This window comes from Frigoribacterium sp. PhB116 (assembly GCF_004364285.1).
In the GTDB taxonomy this organism is placed as follows: Bacteria; Actinomycetota; Actinomycetes; order Actinomycetales; family Microbacteriaceae; genus Frigoribacterium.
Genome location: NZ_SOBE01000006.1, coordinates 110,710 through 136,270, shown reverse-complemented (window position 1 = coordinate 136,270; position 25,561 = coordinate 110,710). Strand labels below are relative to the sequence as shown.

The window sequence follows — 25,561 nt, the reverse complement described above, 5'->3', positions numbered from 1 at the left end:
TGCAAGGGGGACCTTGTGGGAGAGTAGGACACCGCCGGACTCCTTTTGATAGAAGAGCCCCTCCACTGGAGGGGCTCTTCTTGTTTAAAGCCGACTGCTGCCCGCCGACGATCGGCAGCCAGCACGGGCAGGTCGCGAAGAGCGAGGCCCCGAGAAGCGGGGCTGCGCCGGTAGGATCGTGACCGATGTCTGCTCCCTTCTCCACCGCCTCCGGCGCCGATGTGCGCGTGCGGTTCTGCCCCTCTCCCACCGGGACTCCCCACGTGGGTCTCATCCGCACTGCCCTGTTCAACTGGGCCTACGCGAGGCACCACGGCGGCAAGCTCGTGTTCCGCATCGAGGACACCGACGCCAGTCGGGACAGCGAGGAGAGCTACGAGCAGATCCTCGACGGTCTGCGCTGGCTCAAGCTCGACTGGGACGAGGGGGTCGACGTCGGCGGACCGCACGCGCCGTACCGGCAGTCGCTGCGTCATGACATCTACCGCGACATCATCGACCGGCTCCTCGAGCGTGGCCTCCTCTACGAGAGCTACGCGACGAGTGAAGAGATCGAGGCGCGCAACATCGCTGCCGGTCGTGACCCCAAGCAGGGCTACGACAACTTCGAGCGCGACCTCACTGATGCGCAGCGCGCCTCCTACAAGGAGGAGGGGCGTCAGCCGGCGCTCCGTCTGCGCGTGCCCGACCGCGACCTCAGCTTCGACGACCTGGTGCGCGGCGAGATCACATTCCCCGCCGGCTCGTTCTCCGACTTCGTCGTGGTCCGCCCGAACGGCGTCCCGCTGTACACGTTCGTCAACCCCGTCGACGACGCGCTGATGGGCATCACGCACGTGCTGCGCGGAGAGGACCTCCTCTCGTCGACGCCTCGCCAGATCGCCCTGTACGAGGCGCTTGTCGAGCTGGGCGTCACCGAGTTCGTGCCGCGCTTCGGCCACCTGCCCTACGTGATGGGCGAGGGCAACAAGAAGCTGTCGAAGCGCGACCCTGCCTCGAACCTGTTCCACCACCGCGACCGCGGCTTCATCCCCGAGGGCCTGGTCAACTACCTGTCCTTGCTCGGCTGGTCGCTCTCGCACGACCGCGACGTGTTCAGCCTCGACGAGATGGTCGCGGCCTTCGACGTGACCGACGTGAACCCCAACCCGGCTCGGTTCGACCTCAAGAAGGCGGAATCGATCAACGGGGACCACGTCCGCCTCCTCGAGGTCGGCGACTTCACCCAGCGCCTGCTGCCCTACCTCGACGGCGTCGTCAGCGACCCGCCCACCGAGGCCGAGGCCGCCGTGCTCGCGCAGGCCGCACCGCTCGTCCAGGAGCGCATGACGCTGCTCGGCGAGGCGAGGGGGATGCTGTCGTTCCTGTTCACCGCTGACGACGAGCTCGAGTACGACGACGACGCGACGGCCTCGCTGCCGGAGTCGTCCGCCGACGTGCTGCGCGCCTCCTCGGCTGCCCTCGACGGGGTGCAGGAGTGGACGCACGCCGCGATCCAGGACGCGCTCAAGGCGGCGCTCGTCGACGAGCTCGGCCTGAAGCCGCGGGTCGCCTACGGCCCGCTGCGCGTCGCGCTCTCGGGGCGACGGGTGAGCCCGCCGCTGTTCGAGTCGATGGAGATCCTGGGGCGGGAGTCGACGCAGGCGCGCATCCGGCGCCTCCTCGAGCGATCATGACCGATCAGGGTGCCGGCGAGGGCGCGGCCGACCCGCGCTGGGACGTCGTCGTCGTCGGGGGAGGGCCGGCGGGGCTCAGCGCTGCGCTGAACCTCGTCCGTGCCCGGCGCCGCGTGCTGCTCGTCGACAGCAACCGCCCACGCAACTCGGCGACGCTGCTGTCGCACGGGTACCTCACCCGCGACGGCATCTCTCCGCTCGAGCTGCGCAAGCTCGGCCGCGAGGAGTTCCTCGCGTACGAGGAGGGCGAGCACTGGCAGACGATGGCCACGAGCATCAGCCGTGGTGACGACGGGTTCGTCGTCGACTGCGAGTTCCGGGGGCAGCAGCGTCGAGCCCTGGCCGACGTGGTGCTGGTCGCCACCGGGCTGCAGGAGACGCTGCCGGCGATCGACGGTCTGCGGGCGTTCTACGGCACCTTCGTCCACAGCTGCATCGAGTGCGACGGCTACGGCAAGCGCGATCAGGCACTCGCAGTGATCGGGGAGCACCCCGACCTGGCCGAACGCGCCCTGCTGTTGTCGCAGTGGAGCGACGACCTGGTCGTCTTCACCCACGGCTCCGCCGACGCGGTGACCGAGGCCGAGGAGGCGCAGCTCGCCTCCCGCGGGATCCGCGTCGACCGCCGCCCGATCGCGTCGCTGCAGGGCGACCGCGAGGGGCTCACGGGAGTCGAGCTCGAGGGCGGCGAGGTCGTGCCGCGCGAGGGCGGCTTCGTCCGGCCTGCCTGGGCCGGCAAGCTCGAGTACGTCGCACCTCTCGGGGCCGACCTCGACGAGGACGGTCTGCTGGTCGTCGACGACCACGGGCGCACCTCGGTGCCGGGGCTCTACGCCGCAGGTGAGTCCACGGCGCCCGGGCCGCAGCAGCTGATCGTCGCTGCCGGGTCGGGGGCACGAGTCGCGGCCGTCATCAACCGCGACCTGATCGGTGGCCTCGACGAGCTCGGAGATCGTGTACAGTAGACGCTGGCTCATCTGATGGGCCGCAGTGATGTAGACCTCACGGTCGATATCATTGGGGTATGGTGTAATTGGCAACACGACTGATTCTGGTTCAGTTGTTCTTGGTTCGAGTCCAGGTACCCCAGCAAATTCATCCCTCGTGTCCTCTTCGGACCGGGGGATTTGCTGTTCGTGCTCGTCTGGCCGCCTGCCGGCGGCTGCCGGGCTGCGCCCGGCGGGCCTTCGGCCGCGGGGGCGGCGGCGGCGCTTCGCGCGCCTCCTTCGGCCGTGGGCCCGAAGCGAGACAGATCCTTGCTCGGGGTGGGCGCGGGGCCTGGCGGCGTGGCCGCGGGGTGCTCGATCACTCTCAAATCTGAGAGGGGTGGCCTGCCGGGCTGGGTGGGGGTGGCGGCGCTTCGCGCGCCTCCTTCGGCCGTGGGCCCAAAGCGAGACAGATCCGTGCTCGGGGTGGGTGCGGGGCCCGGAGGCGTGGACGCGGGGTGCTCGATCACTCTCGAATTTGAGAGTGATCGTGTGCGGAGGCTCCCGCAGGAGGAGCGCACCGGGTTTCGTACACTGCACCGGGACTAGACGCGGTGCGGTGTACGAAATGCGGTGCGGTGCGGTGCGGTGGCGGTGGCGGCGGGGGCGGTGCTTCGCGCGTCGGCGCGGGGCGGGGATGCACGAAGGCCCCTGCCGGGTGGCAGGGGCCTTCCGGGCGGAGCGGCCCAGGGGCCGCCGAGGTGCGCAGCGCCTACTGCGGGATGGTGGCTCCGAAGCGGGCGGGGAGGGTGCCCTGGTGCGTCGCTCGGAGCTCGTCGAGCGAGACCGTGAAGACGTCCTGGATCTCGAGCGACTGCGACGACGCGTCCGTCACGCCGATGCGGGCGACGGGGTAGCCCCGGCCCTCGCAGAGGCCGCGGAACTTGACGTCGTCCTCACGGGGCACCGACACGACCACGCGACCGGTCGACTCCGTGAAGAGCGTCGCCGCGACGTCGAGACCGTCGCGCTCGAGCAGCTCGCCCAGGTAGACGCGGGCGCCGACGCCGAAGCGCAGCACCGCCTCGGCCAGGGCCTGCGCCAGGCCGCCGTCGCTGAGGTCGTGCGCCGCCGCGATGAGCGACTGGTCGGCACCCGCGGCGAGCAGCCCCGCGAGTTGCTTCTCGCCGGCCAGGTCGACGGCCGGCGGGTGTCCGCCGAGGTGGTCGTGCACGGTGCCGGCCCAGGCCGAGCCGTCGAGCTCGAGGGAGGAGGTGCCGAGCAGGTAGATGTTGTCGCCGTCGTCCTGCCAGCCGGAGGGCACGCGCTTCGCGACGTCCTGGATGACGCCCAGGACACCGACCACGGGGGTCGGGAAGATCGGCTGGGTGCCCGTCTGGTTGTAGAACGAGACGTTGCCGCCCGTGACGGGGATCTCGAGCTCGAGGCACGCGTCGGACAGGCCCTCGACGGCCTGCGAGAACTGCCACATGACCTCCGGGTCCTCCGGGCTGCCGAAGTTGAGGCAGTCGGTGACGGCGGCCGGCACGGCACCCGTGACGGCGACGTTCCGGTACGCCTCGGCGAGGGCCAGGCGGGCGCCCTGCTTCGGGTCGAGCTGGCACCAGCGGCCGTTGGCGTCGGTCGCGATGGCGAAGCCGAGGCCCGACTCCTCGTCGACGCGGACCATGCCGCCGTCGTCGGGGAAGCTCAGGGCCGTGTTGCCGAGCACGTAGGTGTCGTACTGGTTCGTGACCCAGCTCTTGTCGGCCAGGTTGGGGGAGCCGAGCAGCTGCAGGAACTGGGCCCGCACCTCCTCGGGCTCGGTCGGACGCGGCAGCGTCGCGGCCGTGTCGGCCTGCAGCGCGTCGATCCAGGACGGGTAGGCGACGGGTCGCTCGTAGACCGGGCCGTCGACCGCGACGGTGCGCGGGTCGACGTTGACGATCTCTTCTCCGTGCCAGTTGATGATGAGCCGGCCGGTGTCGGTGACCTCGCCGAGCACGCTCGTCTCGACGTCCCACTTCGCGGTGACGGCGAGGAACGCGTCGAGCTTGTCGGGGCTGACGACCGCCATCATCCGCTCCTGGCTCTCGCTCATCAGGATCTCTTCTGCGGTGAGCGAGGGGTCGCGGAGCAGTACGTCGTCGAGCTCGATGAACATGCCGCCGTCGCCGTTCGAGGCCAGCTCGGAGGTGGCGCAGCTGATGCCGGCCGCCCCCAGGTCCTGGATGCCTTCGACCAGCTCGCCGCGGAACAGCTCGAGGCAGCACTCGATCAGCACCTTCTCGGCGAACGGGTCGCCGACCTGCACCGAGGGGCGCTTCGTCGGGCCGCCCGACGAGAACGTGTCGGAGGCGAGGATGGAGGCGCCGCCGATGCCGTCGCCGCCGGTGCGCGCCCCGAAGAGCACGACCTTGTTGCCCACGCCCTTGGCGTTGGCCAGGTGCAGGTCTTCGTGGCGGAGGACGCCGACCGCGAGGGCGTTGACCAGCGGGTTGCCCTGGTAGACGGCGTCGAAGTAGGTCTCGCCGCCGATGTTCGGCAGGCCGAGGCAGTTCGCGTAGAAGCTGATGCCCTGCACGACGCCGTCGACGACGCGCTGCGTGTCCGGGGCGTCGATGGCGCCGAAGCGCAGCTGGTCCATCACCGCGACCGGACGGGCGCCCATCGAGATGATGTCGCGGACGATGCCGCCGACGCCGGTCGCGGCGCCCTGGAACGGCTCGATGTAGCTGGGGTGGTTGTGGGACTCGACCTTGAAGGTCACGGCCCAGCCACCTCCCACGTCCACGACGCCGGCGTTCTCGCCCATGCCGACCATCAGGTTCTTGGTCATCGCCGGCGAGACCTTCTGGCCGAACTGGCGGAGGTAGATCTTGCTCGACTTGTAGGAGCAGTGCTCGCTCCACATCACCGAGTACATCGCCAGCTCGCCGCTCGTGGGGCGGCGGCCCAGGATCTCGCGGATCTGTGCGTACTCGTCGGCCTTGAGGCCGAGTGCCTCGTACGGCTGGTGCTTGTCGGGCGTCGCAGCCGCGTCGGCGGTCGTGTCGGGCTTCGGGCCCTCGGGACGGACGTCGATCAGCTCGGCGCGGTCGTTCTCGGTGCTCACTTGGACAGGGCCCTCTCGATGACGGACGTGAAGAACGTGAGGCCGTCGACGCCGCTCGACATCGCGTCGGGCATGTCGGGGCCGAAGCCGGGCTCGGTGGCGTGCTCGGGGTGGGGCATCAGGCCGACGACGTTGCCGCGGGCGTTCGAGACGCCGGCGATGTCGTCCATCGAGCCGTTGGGGTTGACCCCGACGTAGCGGAACGCGACCTGGCCCTCGCCCTCGATGCGCGCGATCGTCTCGTCGTCCGCGATGAAGCGGCCGTCGGCGTTCTTGAGGGGGATCGTGATCTCCTGGCCCTCGGCGAAGCCGTTCGTCCAGTCGGTCGACGCGTTCTCGATGCGGAGCACCTGGTCGCGACGGATGAACTGCTGGTGCGCGTTGCGGGTGTGGGCACCGGGGATGAGCCGCGCCTCCGCCAGCATCTGGAAGCCGTTGCAGATGCCGAGCACGGGCATGCCCGCGTTCGCCGCGTCGACGACCTCGGTCATGATCGGGGACAAGGAGGCGATGGCACCGGCGCGCAGGTAGTCGCCGTAGCTGAACCCCCCGGGCAGGATGATCGCCTCGACGCCCTGCAGGTCGTGGTCGCCGTGCCAGAGGGCGACGGGCTCGCCGCCCGCGAGGCGGACCGCGCGCTGGGCGTCGCGGTCGTCGAGCGAGCCGGGGAAGGTGACGACGCCGACGCGCATCAGACGGCGGGCGCGGCGTCGAGCACGGTGATGCTCACCACGTCTTCGATGACCGAGTTCGAGAGCACGTCGTCGGCGAGGGTGCGCACGTCGGCGAGCACCGCCTCCGTCACCTCGCCCTCGACGGTCAGCTCGAAGCGCTTGCCGATGCGGACGTCGGTGAACTGCTGACGGCCGAGACGGGAGAGGGCGCCGACGACGGCCTTGCCCTGGGGATCGAGCAGTTCAGCCTTGGGCATGACCTCGACGACGATTGTGGGCACGTTTCAACTCCTGCGGGCTGGCAGCGGGTGGACGCAGCGAGTCTATCGGGACGGTGCCGCCCGGCCGGGCGTCGGGCGGCGTCCTCGCGCCGGGCTGCGTGCCCGCCCGAGGGGTGTCGACGGTGATCAGCAGATCCCGAGGCGGCTCCCAGCGTCGTCATCGGATCGGCACGCACCATTGATCTCAGCAGCAGGGACACGGCCTCGTGATCGGGCCTCCTGCTGCATCCGGTCGAGGGTTCCTGATCCGCCCGACGCCGTAGGACGCCCGGCCGATCCCCCCGTCGGCCGGGCGTCACCCTTCTCTCCCCGGGAGCCCCTGCTACAGCCTGGGGCGCGTGCGGCCGAGCAGCCAGAGCGCCGCCGGCAGCGCCACGGCACCGGCGATCGCGTTCCGGAGGTCGAGGCCGTCGAGCATCACCGCGAACGGCGGCGCGACGACCAGCACGGCCGACACCGCGACGACGAGCGTGCTCGGGCGGCGGTGCCCCGAGGGCACGGGGCGCGGTGCCCCCTCGAGGCGTCCGACGACGAGCGACAGCGCGCACGCGAGGCCGAGGACGAGCAGCACGACGGGGATCCGCGTCCACCACCAGGACGCCGACGCCGGCTCGGGCAGCGGCCCGCCCGTGGCGAGGACGATGCCGGTGACGGCGATCAGCAAGGGCAGGTGCCAGAGGTAGACCGTCATGCCGCGGCTGCCGACCGCGAACACGACGGCCCGCGCGGCACGCGTCCGCATCAGCCGGGCCAGCGCGGGGTGCAGCAGCGTCAGCACGCAGATCTGCCCGACGCCGAGCACCATCAGCGGCACGGCCGGCGGGTTGAGGTTCGTCAGCATGTCGTCCGACCACGGCCCCACCGTCGTCAGCGCCGGCAGCGACGCGGCGCAGGCCAGCGCGATGCCCGCCAGCAGGAGGCGCGGGGCGCGCCCGAACCACCCGCTCGCGTAGGCGAACCCCAGCTGCTGCACGAACAGCCACACGAACACGAGGTTGAGCAGGCCGACGTCGGTCACCAGCGTCGTGTACCGGACCGAGTCGACGAGCAGGGCCGCCGTCGCGAGCCCGACGAAGGTCGCCGCGGGTCGCGTGGCGTGCAGCCGGGCCATCACGGGCACGGCCACCTGCGTGATGCCGTAGGCGGCGAGGAACCAGAGCGGGGTGCCGATGCCGGTGACGGCCGTGTCGAGCAGGGCCGGGTCGACCCCGAGCAGCGTGGCGACCGCCAGGGCGACGGCGAGCACCACGAAGAGCGCGGAGGCGGGACGGGCGAGGCGCAGGAGGCGACCGCGCGCGAAGTCCGCACCGTCGCCTCCTCGTCGCTGCGTGCTCGCCCAGGCGGTCGCGCTCGCGAAGCCGCCGACGACGAAGAAGAGGGGCATGATCTGGCCGACCCAGGTCGAGAACGCGAACCACGGCTGCTGCTGCAGCGGCTGCGACGCGACGACCGCGCCGTCGGGGTCGCGGCCGACGCCGACCATGAGCACGTGGATGACGACCACGAGCAGCACGCAGACGACGCGGGCGAGGTCGACGACGAGGTCGCGGCCGGCGAGGGCGTCGGCGGGCGGGGCCGGGGAGGCGCCCGCCGGGTCGGTGCCGCTCGGTGCGGCACCCGAGGTGCGGCCCTGGCCCTGCGGGTGACGCTCCGTCGACGTGCTCATCTCCGCACCGTAGCGACCACGGGAGCCGGGTGGGGAGACCGGTCGGTGAATTCCTCCTCGCGGAGGACCCGGGCTTACGGCACCGTCGAGTCGCTCGGTGCCCGGGAAGGGACGTTCTGGACGGGGGCCCGCGGTCAGGTCGTCCCTTCTCGGTCAGGACGCGCCGGGGAGCCCCGCCGCGGCCGCGGATCAGCGGACGACGGCCCCCACGAACTCGATCTCGACCCGGGCGCCCTTCGGCAGCGCCCCCACCTGGTACGCGGCACGAGCCGGCAGCACGCCCCCGGCCGCGGAGAAGACCTCGGCGTAGACCTCGTTCACGACGGCGAAGTCGGCGATGTCGGCGAGCAGCACCGTCGTCTTGACGACGTGCGCGATGCCCGAGCCGGCCGCCTCGAGGACCGCCGCGCCGTTGCGGAGCGACTGGGCCGCCTCCTCGCGCACCCCCGGCCCCGCGAACGCGCCCGTCGCCGGGTCGATCGGCAGCTGGCCCGAGACGAAGACGAGGTCGCCGACGACGACGGCCTGCGAGTAGGCGCCGACGGCGGCGGGCGCGGCGTCGGTGTGCACGGCGTGGACGGAGGCGCCGGTGCGGGCAGGGTGGTCGGTACGGGTGTCGTCTGCGGTGGTCATGCGCGTCCTCCCAGGACGGTCAGGGCCGCGTCGAGCGCGGCCGGGGTGGTGGTGGCGTGCACGCTGAGGCGCACGCGGTCGTCGCCGTGCACGGTCGCCGTGACCCCCGCGGCGTCGAGCCGGGCGCCGACAGCGGCGGCCTCGCCGGCAGGCGCGCCCGCGACCACGATGCCGGCCCGGTGCTGTCGCTCGACGGGCGAGAGGACGGGCACCCCGGCGGCGTCGAGACGCGCGACCAGGTCGCCCGCCGTGTCGGCGACCCGGGACGCGACGACGTCGACGCCGACCTGCTCGAGCTGCTCGAGGGCGGTCGCGAGGGCGCCCGAGGCGAACGGCGAGCCGTTCGTGACCGAGAAGCGCTGGGCCCCGGAGAGGGCGGCGTGCGGCACGCCGTCGTAGCGCGACGGCCCCTCGACGCCGGTCCAGCCGCCGAGCACCGGCCGGAGGCGGTCGAGCGCCCGGGGGGAGAGGGCGACGAAGCCCGTGCCCCAGCCCGCCCGCAGCCACTTCTGGCCGCCGACGACGAGGGCGTCGGCGAGCGACCAGTCGGCGTCGAGGACCCCGAACCCCTGGATGCCGTCGACCACGAGGAGGCGGTCGCCGGCTGCCTCCCGGAGGCCCGCGAGGTCGGCGACCGTGCCGGTGCGGAAGTCGACCGCGCTCACCGCGACGGCGACCGTGTACGGGCCGACGGCGTCGGCGACGCGCTCGGGCGTCACAGGAGCGAGCGGCTGCCCCGGCACCGGGGGCAGGTGCCGCACGGTGGTGAGGCCCGCCTCCTCCGAGCGCCACCAGGCGTAGAGGTTCGACGGGAACTCGGCCTGGCTCACGACGACCTCGCCGCGCGGCAGGCCGAACGCGACCTGCAGCAGCCCGAGGGAGGTGCTGCCCGCGAGGGCGACGCCGGCCCGGTCGACGCCGGTGAGGCGCGAGACCGCGGCGAGGGCGCGCTCGTCCTCGGCGTGCAGGCCCGCCGACGGGACGCCGGCGCTCGCCGCAGCCGCGAGGCGACCGATTGTCTCGACGACGTCGCGGGAGGGCGGCCCGTAGCTGCCGAAGTTCAGGTAGCCCACCGGCTCCGCGAACGACGACAGGTAGGTGTCGAGGGCGCTCGACGTCCCGGGGTGGGTCGAGGTCACTGCAGCACCCGCTGGAGGAACTGCCGCGTGCGCGCCTCGCGCGGGGCACCGAGCACCTGCTCGACGGGGCCCTGCTCGACGATGCCGCCGTCGGCCATGAAGACGACGCGGTCGGCGACCTCGCGGGCGAACTGGATCTCGTGCGTCACGACCAGCATGGTCATGCCGTCGCGGGCCAGGTCGCCCATCACCTTGAGCACCTCGCCGACGAGCTCGGGGTCGAGCGCCGACGTCGGCTCGTCGAAGAGCAGGAACAGCGGCTTCATCGCCACGGCCCGCGCGATCGCGACCCGCTGCCGCTGCCCGCCTGAGAGCTGGCCGGGGTAGGCGTCGACCTTGTCGCCGAGGCCCACCCGCTCGAGGATGGCGACGGCCTCGGCCCGCGCCTCCTTCGCGGATCGACGCTGCACGCGCACCGGGCCCTCGAGCACGTTGCCGAGCACCGTCAGGTGCGGGAACAGGTTGAAGTGCTGGAACACCATCGCGGTGCGCGCCCGCTGCGCGGACAGCTTGTGCTCGCTCAGCTCGTGCAGCACGCCGTCGCGCAGCTCGAAGCCCATCGGCTCGCCGCCGACCCAGACCTCGCCGGCGTCGGGTTCTTCGAGGCGGTTCAGCGTGCGGAGGAACGTCGACTTGCCCGCACCGGACGGGCCGATGATGCAGACGACCTCGCCGCTGCGCACCGTCATCGAGACGTCGCGCAGCACCTCGTGGCTGCCGTACGACTTGCCGATGCCGAGGGCCTCGAGGACGGGGGCGGCGTCGGCGGCGGGCGCCGCGCCTCCTGCGGTCGGGGTGGGCGTCGCGGTCACGGGGTGCTCCTCACGAGGGGGGCGCGGCCGAGGTCGGCGGCGACCTTGCGGCGCAGCGCGCGGGCGTTCGGCGGGCCGCCGGGGCGGCGGTCCTGCCGGTCGAAGCTGCGCTCGAGGTAGAACTGGCCGACGCTCGCGACGCTGACGATGACCATGTACCAGATCGCCGCGGCGATCAGCGTCTCCATCACCTGGAGGTTGAACGACGAGATGTTGTTCGCGGCCTTGATGAGCTCGAGGTAGCCGATGACCGACGCCATCGCCGTGCCCTTGAGCATGTTGATGAAGTCGTTGCCGGTCGGCGGGATGATGATGCGCATCGCCTGGGGCAGCACGATGCGGGCCATGCGCTGCATCGGGGTCTGCCCGATCGACTGCGCGGCCTCGATCTGGCCGCGGTCGACGCTCTTCAGCCCCGCCCGCACGATCTCGGCCATGTAGGCGCTCTCGTTGAGGGCCAGCCCGAGGAACGCGGCGACGAAGGTCGTCATGACGTCGTTCGTGCTGACGTCGAGGAACACCACGTCGGTGAACGGCACGCCGACTGTCAGCCGCGGGAAGATCAACGCGAGGTTGTACCAGAGCAGGATCTGCAGCAGCACGGGCAGGCCGCGGAACAGCCAGGTGTAGCCGGCCGCGAAGGCCTGCGCCACGGGGTTCTTGGAGATCCGCATCAGGGCGATCACGACGCCGATCACGACGGCGCTGACCTGCGCGACGACCGCGAGCACGAGGGTGCCGACGAGGCCCTGCAGGATGATCGGCGAGATCAGGTAGTACGGGATGTCGCCGTACGCGATGTCTCCCTGCGATGCCCCGTAGGCGAGCGCGACGAGCACCACGACGATGACCGCCGCGCTGACCCAGCGGCCCCAGTGCTTCAGGCGCACCTGCGGCAGCAGCTCACGCCCCGCCGAGGAGGCGCGGGCCGGGTCGACCGTGTCGGCCCCGGCCCGCGATCCGGGCTCCGTCACGGCTACTTGCCCCCGTTGACGGTCGCCTCGGTGACGCTGCCGGAGGTGATGCCCCAGGCGTCGAGGACCTCGCCGTAGGTGCCGTCGTCGATCAGCGAGTCGAGCGCCGCGGCGATGGCGTCGCGCAGCTCGGGGTCGTCCTTGTTGACGCCGATGCCGTAGGGCGCGCCGTCGATGACGTCGCCGGGCACGACCTCGAAGGCCTGGCCGTCCTGGGCGGTCTTCGAGATGTAGACGGCGCTCGGCAGGTCGTTGACGATGGCGTCGATGCGGCCGGTGCGCAGCTGGGTCTGGTTCTGGGCGTCGCTGTCGGTGACGGTGATCTCGAGCGGCTCCTCGCCGTCCGACTCGCACTGCGTGCTCGTCGCCTCGGCGAACTCCTGCTGGCTCGTGCCGGTGACGACCGCGATTGTCTTGCCGCAGAGGGTGTCGGGGCCGGTGATGTCGGCCGGGTTGCCCTTCTGCACCATCAGGGTGATGCCCGAGGTGAGGTAGTCGACGAAGTCGATCGCCTGCTGGCGCTCGGCGGTGTCGTTCATCGCGGCGATGGTGACGTCGACGCGGCCGGACTGCAGGCTCGTGATGAGCGAGCCGAAGTCCTGGTTCTGGTACTCGACCTCGAGGCCGAGCTTCTTGCCGATCGCCGTGATCAGGTCGTGGTCGGAGCCGATCACGGTCGAGCCGTCGGCCGCGTAGAAGTTGTTCGGCGCGGACTGCACGTTCGAGCCGACCGAGAGGGTGCCGGCGTCGGCGATGTCGGAGGGGAGCTGCGAGGCGAGCGAGTCGTCGACCTCGACGGCGTCGAGCAGCGCGCTCGTGTCGGGGATCGTCGAGGACGCCGACGACGAGGCGTCGTCGGTCGCGTCGCCGGGCTGCGGGGCGCTCGGGCCGCCGCACGCGGTCAGCGTGAGGGCCAGGACGGCGCCCGTCGCGACGGAGCCCCAGAGGGCAGGGCGGAGGCGGGGCCTGAGGGTGGTCGATCGGGTCATGGTCGAGCCTTTCGTGAGCGTCGTCGGTCATCGGAAGCTAGCCGATCTCTCGGCACGATGAGAGAAAATTATCACAATGCGACGAATCTGTTACACACCGGTAACCTGGGGCCCATGACGACAGCCAGCAGCGCCACCGTGGTCGACCGCAGCCGCGTGCTCCGGACCGAGTTCGGGCCGTACCTGCCGCTGATGGACTTCCTCGCCGAGCTGCTCGGCCCGCGCACCGAGATCGTGCTGCACGACACGAGCGACCTGAGCCGCTCGATCGTCGCCCTCACGAACGGGCACGTCAGCGGCCGCAGCGTCGGCGGCCCCGCGACCGACCTCGTGCTCAAGGTGCTGCAGAACCACGAGCACGACGACCGCGACTACCTCGCGAACTACCTGGCGGAGTCGCGCACCGGCGGCACGTTCCGCTCGTCGACCTTCTTCATCCGCGACGCGGGCGGCGACGTCGTCGGGATGCTCTGCCTCAACATCGACGACGAGCCGCTGACCCGGGCCCGCGACCTGCTCGCGGCGATCACCGCGACGACGGGGCTCGTGAAGGGTGCGGAGCAAGGAGGCGCCGGTGCGGGGCCGGGAGGCGCGGGCGCCGCCGACGGGGCTGGCGGCGCCGGCGACGGTGCCCGTGCTGTCTCGTCGGCCGGCGTCGTCGAGCGGCTCAGCACGAACGTGGACGAGCTCGCGCTCGACGGCGTGGCCCGGATCGTCGCGGCGCAGGGCGTCGAGCCGCACCGCATGACGCCCGACGAGAAGGTCGCGGCCGTGCGCGAGCTCGAGCGGGCGGGGGTGTTCCTGCTCAAGGGCGCGGTGGCTCAGGTGGCCGACGCGCTGCACGTGTCCGAGCCCACGGTCTACCGCTACGTGAAGCAGGTACGGCGCGGCGACTGAGCGCCGGGCGACGGGCCCGACGGCGGCCGCGCGCTAGACGGGGAAGCCGAAGGTGGCGGCCGGGGCGCCGGCGGCGGCCGCGGCGCGCTCCTCGGCCTCGCGGCGGGCCCGCCGCGTCAGCGGCTGGGGAGCGGCGGGCGCGGGCTCGTAGCTCTGCAGCTCGGCCTCGGCCCGCAGCGCGAACTCGCGCAGCTTCTCGGGCGAGACCGACGAGGCCTTCCGCGGACGCGTGTTGTGCAGACAGAACGTGCCGATCGTCTCGCCGGTCGACGAGTGGATCGGGTGCCCCGCGTAGAAGTAGCCGTGGTTGAGGTCGAGGTACGGGTTGTCCGCGAAGCGCTCGTCCTTGCGGGCGTCCTCGACGACGACCACGTCGTCGGCGGCGACGGTCACGTCGCAGAAGGTCAGCTCGCGGGGGATCGACACCGGCAGCAGCTCGGTGTTCATGGCGTACCAGAGCTTGCTGCCGTCGAGCATGCTGACGACCGCGACGTCGACGCCGAACTCGGCCTCCGCCTCCTTCGCCAGGTCCTTGAGCGCGTCGGAGCCGCCGGTCGCGGCCTGCTCGACCAGGCGCTCGCCGCCGCTCCACTCGAAGCTCCGCTGCGGCAGGTGCCGCGGCAGGCGCTCGTCGAGCTGGCCCTGGTGCACGCGGTCGAGGGTCGGCGCGATGCGGTGCGCGATGGTCTGCGCCCATCGGCGGTAGCCCTCGGCGCAGCCGTGGGGCGAGTCGGGGCGGCGGAGGCCGGCCGGCAGCCGGAAGTACTCGAGCCCCGCCTCGGAGGCGACGAGCTCGGTGAGGGCGTTCATGCGCTCGCCGTGCTGCTCGGCGACCGACCCCAGCAGGCTGTCGAACGCCTTCGCCGAGCGGACGGGCGGCACGCCGACCAGCACGGTGCGCGCGGTCGGGTGGCTGCGGCGCGCGATGGTCGAGACGAGGAGGCGCAGCTCGCGCTCCCAGACGTCGAGGGGCGTCAGGCGCACGGCGTCGTTGAGGCCCACCAGCACCACGACGGTGTCGTAGAGGCCGAGATCGGTGTCGCGGATCCAGGCCCGCGTCGACTCGATGCTCATCATCTCGTCGCCGACGTAGTCGACCGAGCAGGGGCGCCCGGTGGCCTCCGAGGAGGCGCGCGACAGCTGGCCGACGAGCGCCTGGTCGTGGGTGGACACGCCCCAGCCGTGCGCGGGGCCGTTGCCGACGATGAGGACGGTGTCCGCGTCGCGCGCCGAGGTGCGCGCGGTCGGCTCGTCGCGGGGGGAGAGGACGTGGCGCGACCGCGAGAGCCACCAGAGGTACCAGAGCTTCATCACGGGACGGAGCCGCTCGTACCCGTGCTGATGCGCGCCGGCGACGGCGCTGCCCGTGCCCGTGCCCGTGCCCGTGCTCGGGCGGGCGCCGGGCGTCCCGGTGCTGTCGTGGTCGACCGTCCTGGTCACGTGGTGCTCCTCGGGTGTCGTCTGGGTGCCATCCCGCGGTCCACGCTAGGCGGGGTGTCGCGGATGCGACATCCCCCAGAACGGGCCGCTGCGCGGTGCGGCCGTCGCCGCGGGCGTGGCCGTCGCCACCGGGCTGCGGCGGCGGCCCGCTCGCGACGGACACGCCCGCTCCCGGGCTGTTTTGAACTACTCAAGGGAAGCGTGCTTAGATGGGGGCATGACCACGACGAGCGAGAGCACCGAGCGCCTCCGGGCGGCCGGCCTGCGGGTGACCGCGCCGCGCCTCGCCGTGCTCGACGCCCTCGACGGGCTGCCGCACGCGCCGGCCGACGTCGTCTTCGCGCGCGTCGCGCTGGGTCTGCCGGGCACCTCCCTGCAGGCGGTCTACGGCGTGCTCGCCGCGCTCACGGGTGCCGGCCTCGTCCGTCGGATCGAGCCGGCCGGCTCCGCCGCGCTCTACGAGCTGCGCACCGGCGACAACCACCACCACGTGGTCTGCTCCGTCTGCGGCAACGTCGCCGACGTCGACTGCGTCGTCGGCCACGCGCCGTGCCTGACCCCGTCGAACGACTCCGGCTTCACCGTGCAGACCGCCGAGGTGACCTTCTGGGGCCTCTGCCCGGCGTGCCGCGCCGCGGAGGACGCGCCGCTCGACGGCGAGGCCGTCACCGGACCGGCCGACGCGGGCGTGCCGGTGCTGGACGCGACCGGCCTCGCCGGCGCGACGACCCTGGACGCGACCGGCCTCGCCGACGCGGGGCGCGCCTCCTGAGCTGCACCGCACCTCCTGCGCAGGGCACCGCCCTCCCTTCCTTCCCGGCCGCGCGCCGGGTCTCACGCAACCCGCGACTGAACACCGAACGGAAAGAGGAGTCATGACCGACACGACACCGATCACGACCACCGACAACGGCGCGCCGATCGCCAGCGACGAGCACTCGCAGAGCGTCGGGGCCGACGGACCCATCGTGCTGCACGACCACGCGCTGGTCGAGAAGCTCGCCAACTTCAACCGCGAGAAGGTGCCGGAGCGCATCGTGCACGCCAAGGGCGGCGGCGCCTTCGGCACGTTCGTCACCACCGGCGACGTCTCGCAGTACACCCGCGCGGCGCTGTTCCAGCCCGGCGTCGAGACCGAGATGCTCGCCCGCTTCTCGACCGTCGCCGGCGAGCAGGGCAGCCCCGACACCTGGCGCGATCCCCGCGGCTTCGCGCTGAAGTTCTACACGAGCGAGGGCAACTACGACCTCGTCGGCAACAACACGCCCGTCTTCTTCATCCGCGACGGCATCAAGTTCCCCGACTTCATCCACTCGCAGAAGCGCCTGCCCGGCTCGCACCTGCGCGACCACGACATGCAGTGGGACTTCTGGACCCTCTCGCCCGAGTCGGCCCACCAGGTGACCTGGCTGATGGGCGACCGCGGCCTGCCCGCGTCGTGGCGCATGATGGACGGCTTCGGCTCGCACACCTACCAGTGGATCAACGCCGCGGGCGAGCGCTCGTGGGTCAAGTACCACTTCAAGTCCGACCAGGGCAACGAGATCCTCACGCAGGCCGACGCCGACCGCATCGCCGGCGAGGACGCGGACTTCCACATCCGCGACCTGTCCGCCGCGATCGAGCGCGAGGAGTTCCCGACCTGGACGATGTCCGTGCAGGTCATGCCCTACGCCGACGCCGCGAGCTACCGCTTCAACCCGTTCGACCTGACGAAGGTCTGGCCGCACAGCGACTACCCGCTGATCGAGGTCGGGAAGATGACCCTGGACCGCAACCCGGAGAACTACTTCGCGCAGATCGAGCAGGCCGCGTTCGCGCCCTCGAACTTCGTGCCCGGCATCGCGACCAGCCCCGACAAGATGCTGCTCGCGCGCATCTTCAGCTACGCCGACGCGCACCGCTACCGCGTGGGCGTCAACCACCAGCAGCTGCCCGTCAACGCGCCGAAGAACGAGGTGCACTCGTACTCGAAGGACGGCGCCGCGCGCTACAGCTTCAGCGACGCCACCGTGCCGGTCTACGCGCCGAACTCGGTCGGCGGTCCCGCGGGTTCGCCGCAGGCCGCGGGCGAGACCCCCGGCTGGGAGAGCGACGGCGAGCTCGTCCGCTCGGCCGCGACGCTGCACCCGGAGGACGACGACTTCGGCCAGGCCGGCTCGCTCGTCCGCGACGTGATGGACGACGAGCAGCGTGACCGCCTGGTCGCCAACATCGTCGGCCACGTGTCGAAGGTCACCCGTCCCGACCTGCTCGAGCGCGTGTTCCAGTACTGGAACTCGGTCGACCCGATCCTCGGCTCGCGCGTGCGTGCCGGCGTCTCGCCCGAGGCGCCCGGCTCGAACGAGGACCCGGCGACCGTGGGCGTGCCCGCGTAGCCGTCGGCGTCCGCTGACCAGCACCGCTGGTCGCGTCAGACCGCAGGAGGCGCGGTGCCCGTTCGTCGGGCACCGCGCCTCCTGCGTGCGGTCGGGCCCTAGACCATCTGGCCGTTCCAGCGGATGTCGCCGGCGGGCCACTCGGCGGCGGTCGCGCCGACCTCGCGGATCAGCCAGCCCTCGTCCTGGCTGACGAGCACGCCTGCCCCGTCGGCCGAGAAGGCGGTGTAGTGACCAGTGACTGCGTGGCCGGTGACTGCGTGGCCAGTGACTGCGTGGCCAGTGACTGCGTCCTCGCTCGCGTCGCCCAGCGGCAGCCAGCCGGCACGGCGGTAGAAGCCCTGCACGGCCTCGCCGGTCTCGAGCAGGCCGAACCGGCTGCCGAGGCGCTCGAGCGCGGCGTCGACGTGGCGCAGCAGCGCGCCGCCGAGGCCGGTGCCCTGCGCGGTCGGGCTGACGGCGACCATGCCGACGGCGGTGACGAGCAGGTCGGTCTCGCCGACCGTCACGAACTGGCGGCGGAGCCCGGCGTGCGCGACGACGACGTCCCCGTCGCGGGCGACGACGCGGAGCTCCGGCTGCATGCCGGCCCAGCTGCGCGCCCCGGCGTACCAGTGGTCGTAGGCCTCGAAGGTGCGGGCGAGCATCGCCGCGATGGCCTCGTGGTCGTCGAGCGTGAGGTCGCCCTCGGCGACGGTGCTGAAGGCGGGGGCGGCGGGGGAGGCGTGCTGTGCGGCATCGGGCATGCCTGCGACGCTATCCCCAGAAGTACGGCGCGCCGGGTGTCACGCGCCCAGCGCGCGGGCCGTGACCTCGATCTGGTTCAGCCACGGGTCGTCGAAGGCGAGCACGCGGCCGTCGTCGCGGGTGGCGACGCCGTGGTGCGCCAGGCGTTCGCCGAGGGCCCCCAGGTCGTCGAGGCCCGGCACCTCGATGCGGACGAGTCCGAGGCCGAGGGCCAGCTGCCGCCTCCCTGCTCCGGCGCTCTGCCACGTGTTCATCGCCATGTGGTGGTGGTAGCCGCCGGCGCTGACGAAGAGCGCCTGCGGCCCGAAGCGCGTCGTCGTCTCGAAGCCGAGCTGCTCGACGTAGAACCGGTGGGCGCTGTCGACGTCTCCCACGCTGAGGTGCACGTGGCCGACCGAGGCGGGGCGGGAGGCGGTGGCGACCAGCGCCTCCTCGGTGACGTTCTGCTGCAGGAACGCGTTCGGGTCGAGGGCGAGGGTGGCCATGTCGACCTGGCCGTGGGTCCACGACCAGGCGGTGCGGTCGCGGTCCCAGTAGAGCTCGACGCCGTTGCCCTCGGGGTCGGTGAAGTAGAAGGCCTTGCTGACGAGGTGGTCGGCGCTGCCGGTGAAGCTGCCGGGGTGGCGGCTCGCGACGCCGTACACGGAGGCGGCGAGGTCGGCCTCGGTCTCGAACAGGATCGCGGTGTGGAACAGGCCTGCCTCGCGGGGGCCGGCGTGCCGGAGCTCCGGCGCGTGCTCGAGCACCACGATCGGCGTCGCCCCGCGGCCGAGGACGCTGCGGCCCGCCTCCGCGTCGTGGCTCAGCACCGCGAGCGTGACGGCGTCGCGGTAGTACGCGGTCATCGCGTCGAGGTCGGCCACGCGGAGCGTGACCGCGCCCATGCCCGTGTCGGCGGCGAGCAGGTCGGCGGCGAGTCGGCCAGCTGCGTTCTGACCAGCCGAGGAGGCGCGGGTCGTGTCGACGACGACGGATGCGCCCTCGGCGGCGACGGGAGCCGAGGAGGCGCGGGTCGAGTCGGGACTGCTGGTGTCGGTCATCGGGGCCCTCGGTTCTCGTGCGGTCGCGTGTCTCGGTCCACGCCGGTCGATGACGTGTCACCGACTGGAACCCTCGTGAGTGCCCGAGCATTCCTCTGTCGCAACCCTGTCTCTGTCGGCATGAACCGCGTTCCGAACCATGAACCGCGATAAAACGCGGTTCATGGTTCGGAACGCAGTTCATCGTGGCGCGGGCACGCGGGCACGCGGGCACGCTGGCCGCAGGTCAGCGGGCGGTGAGGCGCTCGATCAGCTCGCGGTAGCGGGCGGCCGTGCGCTCGACGATCTCGGGCGGCAGGGCAGGCGGGGTGCCGGTCCTGTCCCAGTTGTCGCTGAGCCAGTTGCGCACGATCTGCTTGTCGAAGCTGTCCGTGCGGCTGCCCCTGCCCGGAGCTCCCGAGCCCGAGTCGGCCCCCGCGGTCCCGGCGGCGGACGCCGCGTCCCAGAAGCGGCTGCTGTCGCTGGTGAGCACCTCGTCCCCGAGGGTCAGCTCGCCGGTGGAGCGGTCGGCCCCGAACTCGAACTTGGTGTCGGCGAGGACGACGCCCCGCGCCTCCGCGACGCCGGAGGCCCGGCGGTAGATCTCGAGCGACGTGTCGCGCAGCGCCGCCGCGACGTCGGCGCCGACGAGCTCGACGGTGCGCTCGAACGAGATGTTCTCGTCGTGCTCGCCGAGCGGCGCCTTGTAGGCGGGCGTGTAGATCGGCTCGGGCAGGCGGTCGCCGTCGTGCAGGCCGGCCGGCAGCTCGATGCCGCACACCCGGCCGGTCTCGCGGTACTCGGCCCAGCCGCTGCCCACCAGGTAGCCGCGCACGACGCACTCGACCGGGTACATGTCGAGCGGCTTCACGAGCATCGCGCGGTCGCGCACGGCAGCAGGCACCGACACGGAGGCGGTGGTCGGGTCGACGAGGTGGTTCGGCACCCCGTCGAGCTGGTCGAACCACCACGTGCTGAGCTGCGTGAGCAGGGCGCCCTTGCCCGGGATGCCGGGCTCGAGCACGACGTCGTAGGCGCTGACGCGGTCGCTGGCGACGACGAGCAGGTGCTCAGCGGTGTCCAGGGCGGCCGCAGCGTCGAGCGTGGCGGCGTCGTCGTGCGAGCCTGCGACGGGGGCCGGCACGTACAGATCGCGGACCTTGCCCGAGTAGGCGTGGACCCAGCCGGCGAGCTCGGGCGCCTCGGCGGTCATCGGGCGACCCGCTCGGCGATGTCGCGGCGGTACTGGCCGCCCTCGAGCCGGATGCGGAGCATCGCGTCGTAGGCGCGTCCCCGGGCCTCGGCGAAGTCGGCGCCCTCGGCGACGACGCTCAGCACGCGGCCGCCGGTGGCGATGAGGCGGTCGTCGAGCCGGGCGGTCGCGGCGTGGGCGACGTGCACCCCGGCGACGGCGGTGGCCTCGTCGAGGCCGGTCAGGGGGCGGCCGCTGACGGCGCCCTCGGGGTAGCCCTCGCTCGCGAGCACGACCGTGACCGCGGGCGTCGGCACGAAGCGAGGCGCCTCGTGGTTGCCGAGCGAGCCGGTCGCGGCGGCGAGCAGCAGGCCGCTCAGCGGCGTGATCAGGCGCGGCAGCACGACCTGCGTCTCGGGGTCGCCGAAGCGGGCGTTGAACTCGATGACGCGGACGCCCTGCTCGGTGAGGATCAGCCCCGCGTAGAGCAGCCCGATGAACGGCGTGCCCTCCGACTCGAGCTGGCGCACCGTCGGGGTCGCGATGGTGTCGAGCACCTCGTCGACGAAGTCCTTCTCGCTGCCGAAGCGGTCGGCGAGCCACGGCAGCGGCGAGTAGGCGCCCATGCCGCCGGTGTTGGGGCCGGCGTCGCCGTCGAGGAGGCGCTTGTAGTCCTGGGCGGGCGACAGCGGCACGACCGTGTGCCCGTCGCTGAGGAAGAACAGCGAGACCTCGGGCCCGTCGAGGAACTCCTCGACGAGCACCGGCCCGTGCTGCAGCCAGTAGGTGGTGTGCTCGACGGCGGCGTCGCGGCTCTCGGTGACGAGCACGCCCTTGCCCGCGGCGAGGCCGTCGGCCTTGATGACATGGGGGCTGCCGAATTCGTCGAGCACCGCGACGGCCTCGTCGAGGGTCCCGACACGGGTGGCGCGTCCCGTCGGGACGCCCGCCTCCTCCATGATCCGCTTCGCGAAGGTCTTGCTGCCCTCGAGCGCCGCGGCCTTCTTGCCGGGGCCGAACACCGGCACGCCGCGGGTGCGCAGCGCGTCGGCGACACCGGCGACGAGGGGGGCCTCGGGCCCGATCACGACCAGCTCGACGTCGTTCTCGAGCGCGTACTCGGCCACCACCGAACCGTTCGACGGGTCGAGGTGCACGACCTCGACCTGAGCCGCGATGCCGGCGTTGCCGGGGGCGGCGACGATCTCGTGCCCCGCGTCTTCGCGCAGCAGCGCGGTGATGATGGCGTGCTCGCGAGCACCGGAACCGAGGACGAGTATGCGCACCCGATGGATCCTACCGAGCCGCGCCTCCCGGCAGTCGGCGGGGGCGGCACGTGCGCGGGTAGCGTGACGGCATGGCCAGGGCGAGGATCGACGATGCGGCGGGCGCGGCAGCCGTGCAGGAGGCGGTGGTCGCGCTCGCCGAGGACGGCTCGGCACCGCGGACCGTCACCGCCACCGCGGTGCGCTGGCTGCTCCAGGTGCTCGCCGACGGCGAGCCGGGGGCCACGGTGGAGGTGCGGGTGCCGCCGTTCGGCGCCGTCCAGTTCCGTGAGGGGCTGAGCCACACGCGCGGCACGCCGCCCAACGTCGTCGAGACCGACCCGGCCACCTTCATCCGGCTCGCCACGGGGGCGCTGAGCTGGGACGAGGCCGTGGCCGGCGCCCTCGTGTCGGCGTCGGGCAGCCGCGCCGACCTTCGCGGGTACGTGCCCGTGCGGCTGCCGCGGGCCTGAGCCGCCGAGCACTGAGCGCCGCGCACCGCTGCCGTCCTGCACGTGCTGTGCTCGAGGGCGGGTATTCCGGGTCGTGGGCGGGTCGCCGCGAACCCGCCCTCGACCCGGAATGCCCGCCCTCGGCAGAAGGAACGAGCACGTCGGGTCGCTCGAGGCGATCCGTGGCCGGGCAGACGCTCCGACGTCGAGGCATGCGGCGGTGTCGCGGCACTCGCTCTGGGACAATGGAGGCGTGACCTACGTACCCGACGAACCGCAGCGGCCCGACGAGGCCGTCTCACCGGACGCCACGGAGCAGCCGGTCGTCGAGCCCGAGCAGCACGGCCGCCCCGCCGAGGCGGCTGACGATGCCGCCGCAGACGCGCCCCGCGGGTCGGTCGGAGAGCCGATCGGAGAGCCGGCCGACGAGGCGGAGGAGATCGCGTCGGACGACGAGGTCACCGTGCGCCGGGCCCCGAAGGTGTTCGCGTTCCTGCTGATGGGCGGGGCGCTGGGCGTGCTCGCCTCGCTGATCCTCACGTCGCTGTTCCCCTTCGACCCGGGTACCAGCCCGGCCTCGACCTACGGCTATTTCTCGCTCTGGGGGCTCACGTTCGGCGCCGCCGTGGGTGCCGTCGTCGCCATCGTGGTCGACCGCGTGTCGCTCCGTCGCGCGAAGACCCTGCGGGCCGAGCGCCGTCGCGTGGACGCCCCCGAGCCTCCTGCGGTCGAGGGCGAGCTCGAGTAGAGCGTCAGTCGCGGCGCGGGTGGCACGGGACGTTCCGCGCAGAGCCCCGTGCTAGGCCGGACGCCCCGCGCTGAGCCCCGCGCTAGGCCCCACGTGCCGCCCGCAGCCGCGTGAGCAGCTCGGGCCCGCGGGCGTCGAGCAGCTTGCCGCCCCGGTCGACGCCGACCACGAGCAGCACCGTCCCGAGCACGACCCCGACGACGAGGGCGAGCACCCCGAGCAGCAGGCTCCCCGTGACGAGCGACGCGATGCCGAGCGCGAGCTCGGGCACCGCCAGGCCGAACGAGACGAGCCACGTCGCGTACATGCCGAGCGTCGAGGTGACCGACGCCCCGGGCGGCGACTTGAACGGGCTCTCGCCCGCGGCGGGCACGGGCATGAGGAACTTCGCCGACGCCACGCTCGACGCGCCGAAGCCCGTCAACATCACGCCCAGCCCCATGCCGAGCAGGGCGGGCAGCACCTGCCAGGCGCCGAGAACTGCGAGCGGCAGGATCGTCGCGAGCAGCACGATCGGCACAGCGAAGAGCGACAGCGTGAGCACGCGGCCCGCCCGGTCGGCCCGGCCGGAGACCCCCGTCGACAGGTGCGCCGCGAACGCGGTGCCGTCGTACGAGACGTCGGCGCAGAGGGTCACGGCGAGCAGGGCCGCGATGCCCGGCCCGATCGCGTAGAGCAGCCACGTGTTGCCGCCGCTCCACGCGAGGAACACGGCGAGCACGGGCAGCAGCGGGACGACGACGAGCGAGCCGCCGTAGCGCGGGTCGCGCAGCCAGTAGACGGCGGCGCGGGCCGCGACCGCCCCGGTGGGCGTGCCGGGGAACCAGCGGAACGGCCCGAGCCCCTTCGAGGTCGCCGCACGCTCCTCGACGGGAGGCGCGATCAGGGCGGACGCCAGGGCCCGACGCCATGCGAGCAGCAACAGGGCGAGGGTCGCGAGCGCGATCGCCGCCTTGGCCAGCGCCTCCAGCGGCCGCCCGAGGGCGAGCTCGCCGGGCACGGCCCAGGCGGCGCCGAGCGGTGTCCACGCGGCGACCGTCGCGATGCGCGGCAGCTGGTCGACGGCCGAGCCGATGCCCTGGCCGGCGACGCCGATGATCGGGCCGGCGAGGATGACCGGCACGAACACGACGACGCCCATCACCTCGCGGTAGCGCCGACGCGACGCCAGGGCGCTCGTCAGCGACTCGAGCACCCGGGACGCGGCGACGCAGGTGAGCACCCCGACGAGCCCGCTGATCGGGGCGATCACGGCCGAGAGCGGGTGCTGGAGCCAGCTCAGCGACGTCGCGAGGGCGGCGATCGTGGTGACGATGCCGGGGATGCCGAGCACGCCGCAGACCAGCAGGGCGACGAGGAGGCGGTCGGCCGGGATCGGGAACGACCGCAGCTTCTCGACGCTGAGGGTCTGGTCGACACCGCGGGCCAGCAGCGGCACGACCGCCCAGCCCAGCACGGCGACCGAGCCGACGAGCACCGCGGCCGTCCAGGCCCACTGGGTCGGGGCGAACGACAGGGCGACGAGCCCGACGACCAGCGCGACGAGGATGCCGATGCCGTAGAGCCCGCCGATGACGAGGGCGACGACCTGCCAGACGCTGCGCTTGAGGCCGTTGCCCATCACCCGCCAGCGGAGGCTCAGGAGGTGCGCAACCACGACGGCCCCTCGTTGTGCTGGCGGCCGCCGACGAGCTCGACGAACCGGTCTTCGAGGGTGGAGCCGGCGCGCACGTCGTCGGTCGTGCCGGCGGCGAGCACCCGCCCGGCCGCCACGACGGCGACGTGGTCGCACATGCGCTGCACGAGGTCCATCGAGTGGCTCGACACGATGACCGTGCCGCCGCCCCGCACGTAGCCCTGCAGGATGTCGCGGATGTTGGCCGCCGAGATCGGGTCGACCGACTCGAACGGCTCGTCGAGCACGAGGAGGCGCGGCGCGTGCACCAGGGCGCAGGCCAGCGCCGCCTTCTTGGTCATGCCCGCGCTGTAGTCGACGACGAGCGTGCCCGCGGCCTCGCGCAGGTCGAGGAGGTCGAGCAGGTCGGCGACCCGGGAGGCGACGGTCTCGCGGTCGATGCCGTTGAGGAGCCCGTGGTACGTGATCAGCTGTTCGCCGGTCAGTCGGTCGAACAGGGCGATGCCGTCGCTCAGCACGCCGACGAGCGACTTCGCGTGCGTCGGGTCGCGCCAGACGTCGTGCCCGAGCACCTCGATGCCGCCCGCGTCGGGGCGGAGGAGGCCCGTCGCCATCGACAGGGTCGTCGTCTTGCCGGCGCCGTTCGGCCCGACCAGGCCGTAGAACGAGCCGGCCGGCACCTCGAGGTCGACGCCGTCGACGGCGATCTTCTCGCCGAAGCGCTTCCGCAGGCCCGTGATGCGGAGGGCCGGGGTCGCCCCGGGCCCCGTGGAGACGGGCTCGGCGGGCGTGAGCACGTCGGGGACGGGCGCGGCCGCCTGCGGCGGAGTCGATGCTGCCGGGGTCGATGCTGCTGGGGTCGGTGCGGCCGGGTGGTCGGGGAGGGAGCTGTCGTCGCTCAT

At 72.7% G+C, this 25,561-nt stretch carries 22 protein-coding genes, 1 tRNA gene and 1 pseudogene; 8 read left to right on the top strand and 16 right to left on the bottom strand.

The features are described from left to right. Nucleotides 1-185 precede the first annotated feature (185 nt). The 3 genes from gltX to EDF20_RS15240 all read left to right on the top strand — a co-directional run bounded on the left by gltX (nt 186) and on the right by EDF20_RS15240 (nt 2,766). Nucleotides 186-1,676, top strand: a complete 1,491-nt coding sequence (gltX, locus tag EDF20_RS15250) for a glutamate--tRNA ligase (protein WP_133739280.1) — start codon at nt 186-188, stop codon at nt 1,674-1,676. Continuing rightward, complete coding sequence (locus EDF20_RS15245) at nt 1,673-2,641, top strand: NAD(P)/FAD-dependent oxidoreductase (RefSeq protein WP_133739279.1); 969 nt, start codon at nt 1,673-1,675, stop codon at nt 2,639-2,641. The genes gltX and EDF20_RS15245 overlap by 4 nt, the downstream gene beginning before the upstream one ends. A gap of 53 nt (nt 2,642-2,694) precedes the next feature. Then, nucleotides 2,695-2,766, top strand: a tRNA-Gln gene (locus tag EDF20_RS15240). 608 nt (nt 2,767-3,374) lie between these two features. On the opposite strand, the gene purL is transcribed toward EDF20_RS15240, so the two are convergent. From purL to EDF20_RS15195, 9 genes are all read right to left on the bottom strand, one after another. Further along, nucleotides 3,375-5,687 (bottom strand): phosphoribosylformylglycinamidine synthase subunit PurL, encoded by a 2,313-nt coding sequence (gene purL / locus EDF20_RS15235; protein ID WP_133739287.1) that lies wholly within the window; start codon nt 5,685-5,687, stop codon nt 3,375-3,377. A 26-nt stretch (nt 5,688-5,713) separates the two neighbouring features. After that, nucleotides 5,714-6,409, bottom strand: a complete 696-nt coding sequence (gene purQ, locus EDF20_RS15230; RefSeq protein WP_133739278.1) for a phosphoribosylformylglycinamidine synthase subunit PurQ — start codon at nt 6,407-6,409, stop codon at nt 5,714-5,716. Further along, nucleotides 6,409-6,672, bottom strand: coding sequence for a phosphoribosylformylglycinamidine synthase subunit PurS (purS, locus tag EDF20_RS15225; RefSeq protein WP_123548751.1), 264 nt, complete (start codon nt 6,670-6,672; stop codon nt 6,409-6,411). The genes purQ and purS overlap by 1 nt, the downstream gene beginning before the upstream one ends. Nucleotides 6,673-6,994: 322 nt before the next feature. Then, on the bottom strand, nt 6,995-8,338 hold the full coding sequence (locus EDF20_RS15220) for an acyltransferase (RefSeq protein ID WP_133739277.1): 1,344 nt from the start codon (nt 8,336-8,338) through the stop codon (nt 6,995-6,997). 189 nt (nt 8,339-8,527) lie between these two features. Next, a complete protein-coding gene (locus EDF20_RS15215; RefSeq protein ID WP_133739276.1) occupies nt 8,528-8,971 on the bottom strand; it encodes a Rid family detoxifying hydrolase in 444 nt (147 codons plus the stop codon). After that, entirely contained in the window at nt 8,968-10,110 is a 1,143-nt protein-coding gene (locus EDF20_RS15210) for an aminotransferase class V-fold PLP-dependent enzyme (RefSeq protein ID WP_133739275.1), read from the bottom strand. The genes EDF20_RS15215 and EDF20_RS15210 overlap by 4 nt, the downstream gene beginning before the upstream one ends. Further along, the gene (locus EDF20_RS15205; protein WP_279586179.1) at nt 10,107-10,922 is read right to left on the bottom strand and encodes an amino acid ABC transporter ATP-binding protein; all 816 of its coding nucleotides are present in this window, start codon (nt 10,920-10,922) and stop codon (nt 10,107-10,109) included. The genes EDF20_RS15210 and EDF20_RS15205 overlap by 4 nt, the downstream gene beginning before the upstream one ends. Further along, nucleotides 10,919-11,896, bottom strand: coding sequence for an amino acid ABC transporter permease (locus tag EDF20_RS15200; RefSeq protein ID WP_133739274.1), 978 nt, complete (start codon nt 11,894-11,896; stop codon nt 10,919-10,921). Before EDF20_RS15200 ends, EDF20_RS15205 begins: the two co-directional genes overlap by 4 nt. Before the next feature lie 2 nt (nt 11,897-11,898). After that, complete coding sequence (locus tag EDF20_RS15195; protein WP_123548854.1) at nt 11,899-12,885, bottom strand: ABC transporter substrate-binding protein; 987 nt, start codon at nt 12,883-12,885, stop codon at nt 11,899-11,901. A gap of 114 nt (nt 12,886-12,999) precedes the next feature. Between EDF20_RS15195 and EDF20_RS15190 the strand changes: the two genes are divergently transcribed. After that, a complete protein-coding gene (locus EDF20_RS15190; RefSeq protein ID WP_166644850.1) occupies nt 13,000-13,782 on the top strand; it encodes a transcriptional regulator in 783 nt (260 codons plus the stop codon). Between the two features lie 33 nt (nt 13,783-13,815). Here EDF20_RS15190 and EDF20_RS15185 read toward each other — a convergent pair whose 3' ends face one another. Continuing rightward, nucleotides 13,816-15,222, bottom strand: a complete 1,407-nt coding sequence (locus EDF20_RS15185; protein WP_133739272.1) for a GAF domain-containing protein — start codon at nt 15,220-15,222, stop codon at nt 13,816-13,818. 217 nt (nt 15,223-15,439) lie between these two features. On the opposite strand from EDF20_RS15185, the pseudogene EDF20_RS15180 reads away from it, so the two are divergent. Together EDF20_RS15180 and EDF20_RS15175 are read left to right on the top strand one after the other, a co-directional pair. Beyond that, nucleotides 15,440-15,859: pseudogene (locus EDF20_RS15180) on the top strand (Fur family transcriptional regulator); the annotation flags it as partial. Nucleotides 15,860-16,097: 238 nt separating this feature from the next. Continuing rightward, complete coding sequence (locus EDF20_RS15175) at nt 16,098-17,600, top strand: catalase (RefSeq protein WP_133739270.1); 1,503 nt, start codon at nt 16,098-16,100, stop codon at nt 17,598-17,600. 98 nt (nt 17,601-17,698) lie between these two features. Here EDF20_RS15175 and EDF20_RS15170 read toward each other — a convergent pair whose 3' ends face one another. The 4 genes from EDF20_RS15170 to purD form a co-directional block, all read right to left on the bottom strand. Then, nucleotides 17,699-18,346 (bottom strand): GNAT family N-acetyltransferase, encoded by a 648-nt coding sequence (locus EDF20_RS15170; RefSeq protein ID WP_133739269.1) that lies wholly within the window; start codon nt 18,344-18,346, stop codon nt 17,699-17,701. A 39-nt stretch (nt 18,347-18,385) separates the two neighbouring features. After that, the gene (locus tag EDF20_RS15165) at nt 18,386-19,231 is read right to left on the bottom strand and encodes a VOC family protein (RefSeq protein ID WP_123548855.1); all 846 of its coding nucleotides are present in this window, start codon (nt 19,229-19,231) and stop codon (nt 18,386-18,388) included. 382 nt (nt 19,232-19,613) lie between these two features. Next, entirely contained in the window at nt 19,614-20,579 is a 966-nt protein-coding gene (locus EDF20_RS15160; protein ID WP_133739268.1) for a phosphoribosylaminoimidazolesuccinocarboxamide synthase, read from the bottom strand. Continuing rightward, the gene (gene purD / locus EDF20_RS15155) at nt 20,576-21,844 is read right to left on the bottom strand and encodes a phosphoribosylamine--glycine ligase (RefSeq protein WP_133739267.1); all 1,269 of its coding nucleotides are present in this window, start codon (nt 21,842-21,844) and stop codon (nt 20,576-20,578) included. Before purD ends, EDF20_RS15160 begins: the two co-directional genes overlap by 4 nt. A gap of 71 nt (nt 21,845-21,915) precedes the next feature. Here purD and EDF20_RS15150 point away from each other — a divergent pair, with 71 nt between their 5' ends. Next, on the top strand, nt 21,916-22,296 hold the full coding sequence (locus EDF20_RS15150) for a sterol carrier family protein (RefSeq protein ID WP_123548763.1): 381 nt from the start codon (nt 21,916-21,918) through the stop codon (nt 22,294-22,296). Between the two features lie 232 nt (nt 22,297-22,528). Then, nucleotides 22,529-23,023 (top strand): hypothetical protein, encoded by a 495-nt coding sequence (locus tag EDF20_RS15145; protein WP_133739266.1) that lies wholly within the window; start codon nt 22,529-22,531, stop codon nt 23,021-23,023. An 82-nt stretch (nt 23,024-23,105) separates the two neighbouring features. Here EDF20_RS15145 and EDF20_RS15140 read toward each other — a convergent pair whose 3' ends face one another. Next, nucleotides 23,106-24,680 carry a transporter gene (locus EDF20_RS15140; RefSeq protein ID WP_208292673.1) on the bottom strand — a complete coding sequence of 525 codons (1,575 nt, stop codon included), beginning with the start codon at nt 24,678-24,680 and terminating at the stop codon, nt 23,106-23,108. After that, complete coding sequence (locus tag EDF20_RS15135) at nt 24,662-25,561, bottom strand: ABC transporter ATP-binding protein (protein ID WP_133739265.1); 900 nt, start codon at nt 25,559-25,561, stop codon at nt 24,662-24,664. The genes EDF20_RS15140 and EDF20_RS15135 overlap by 19 nt, the downstream gene beginning before the upstream one ends.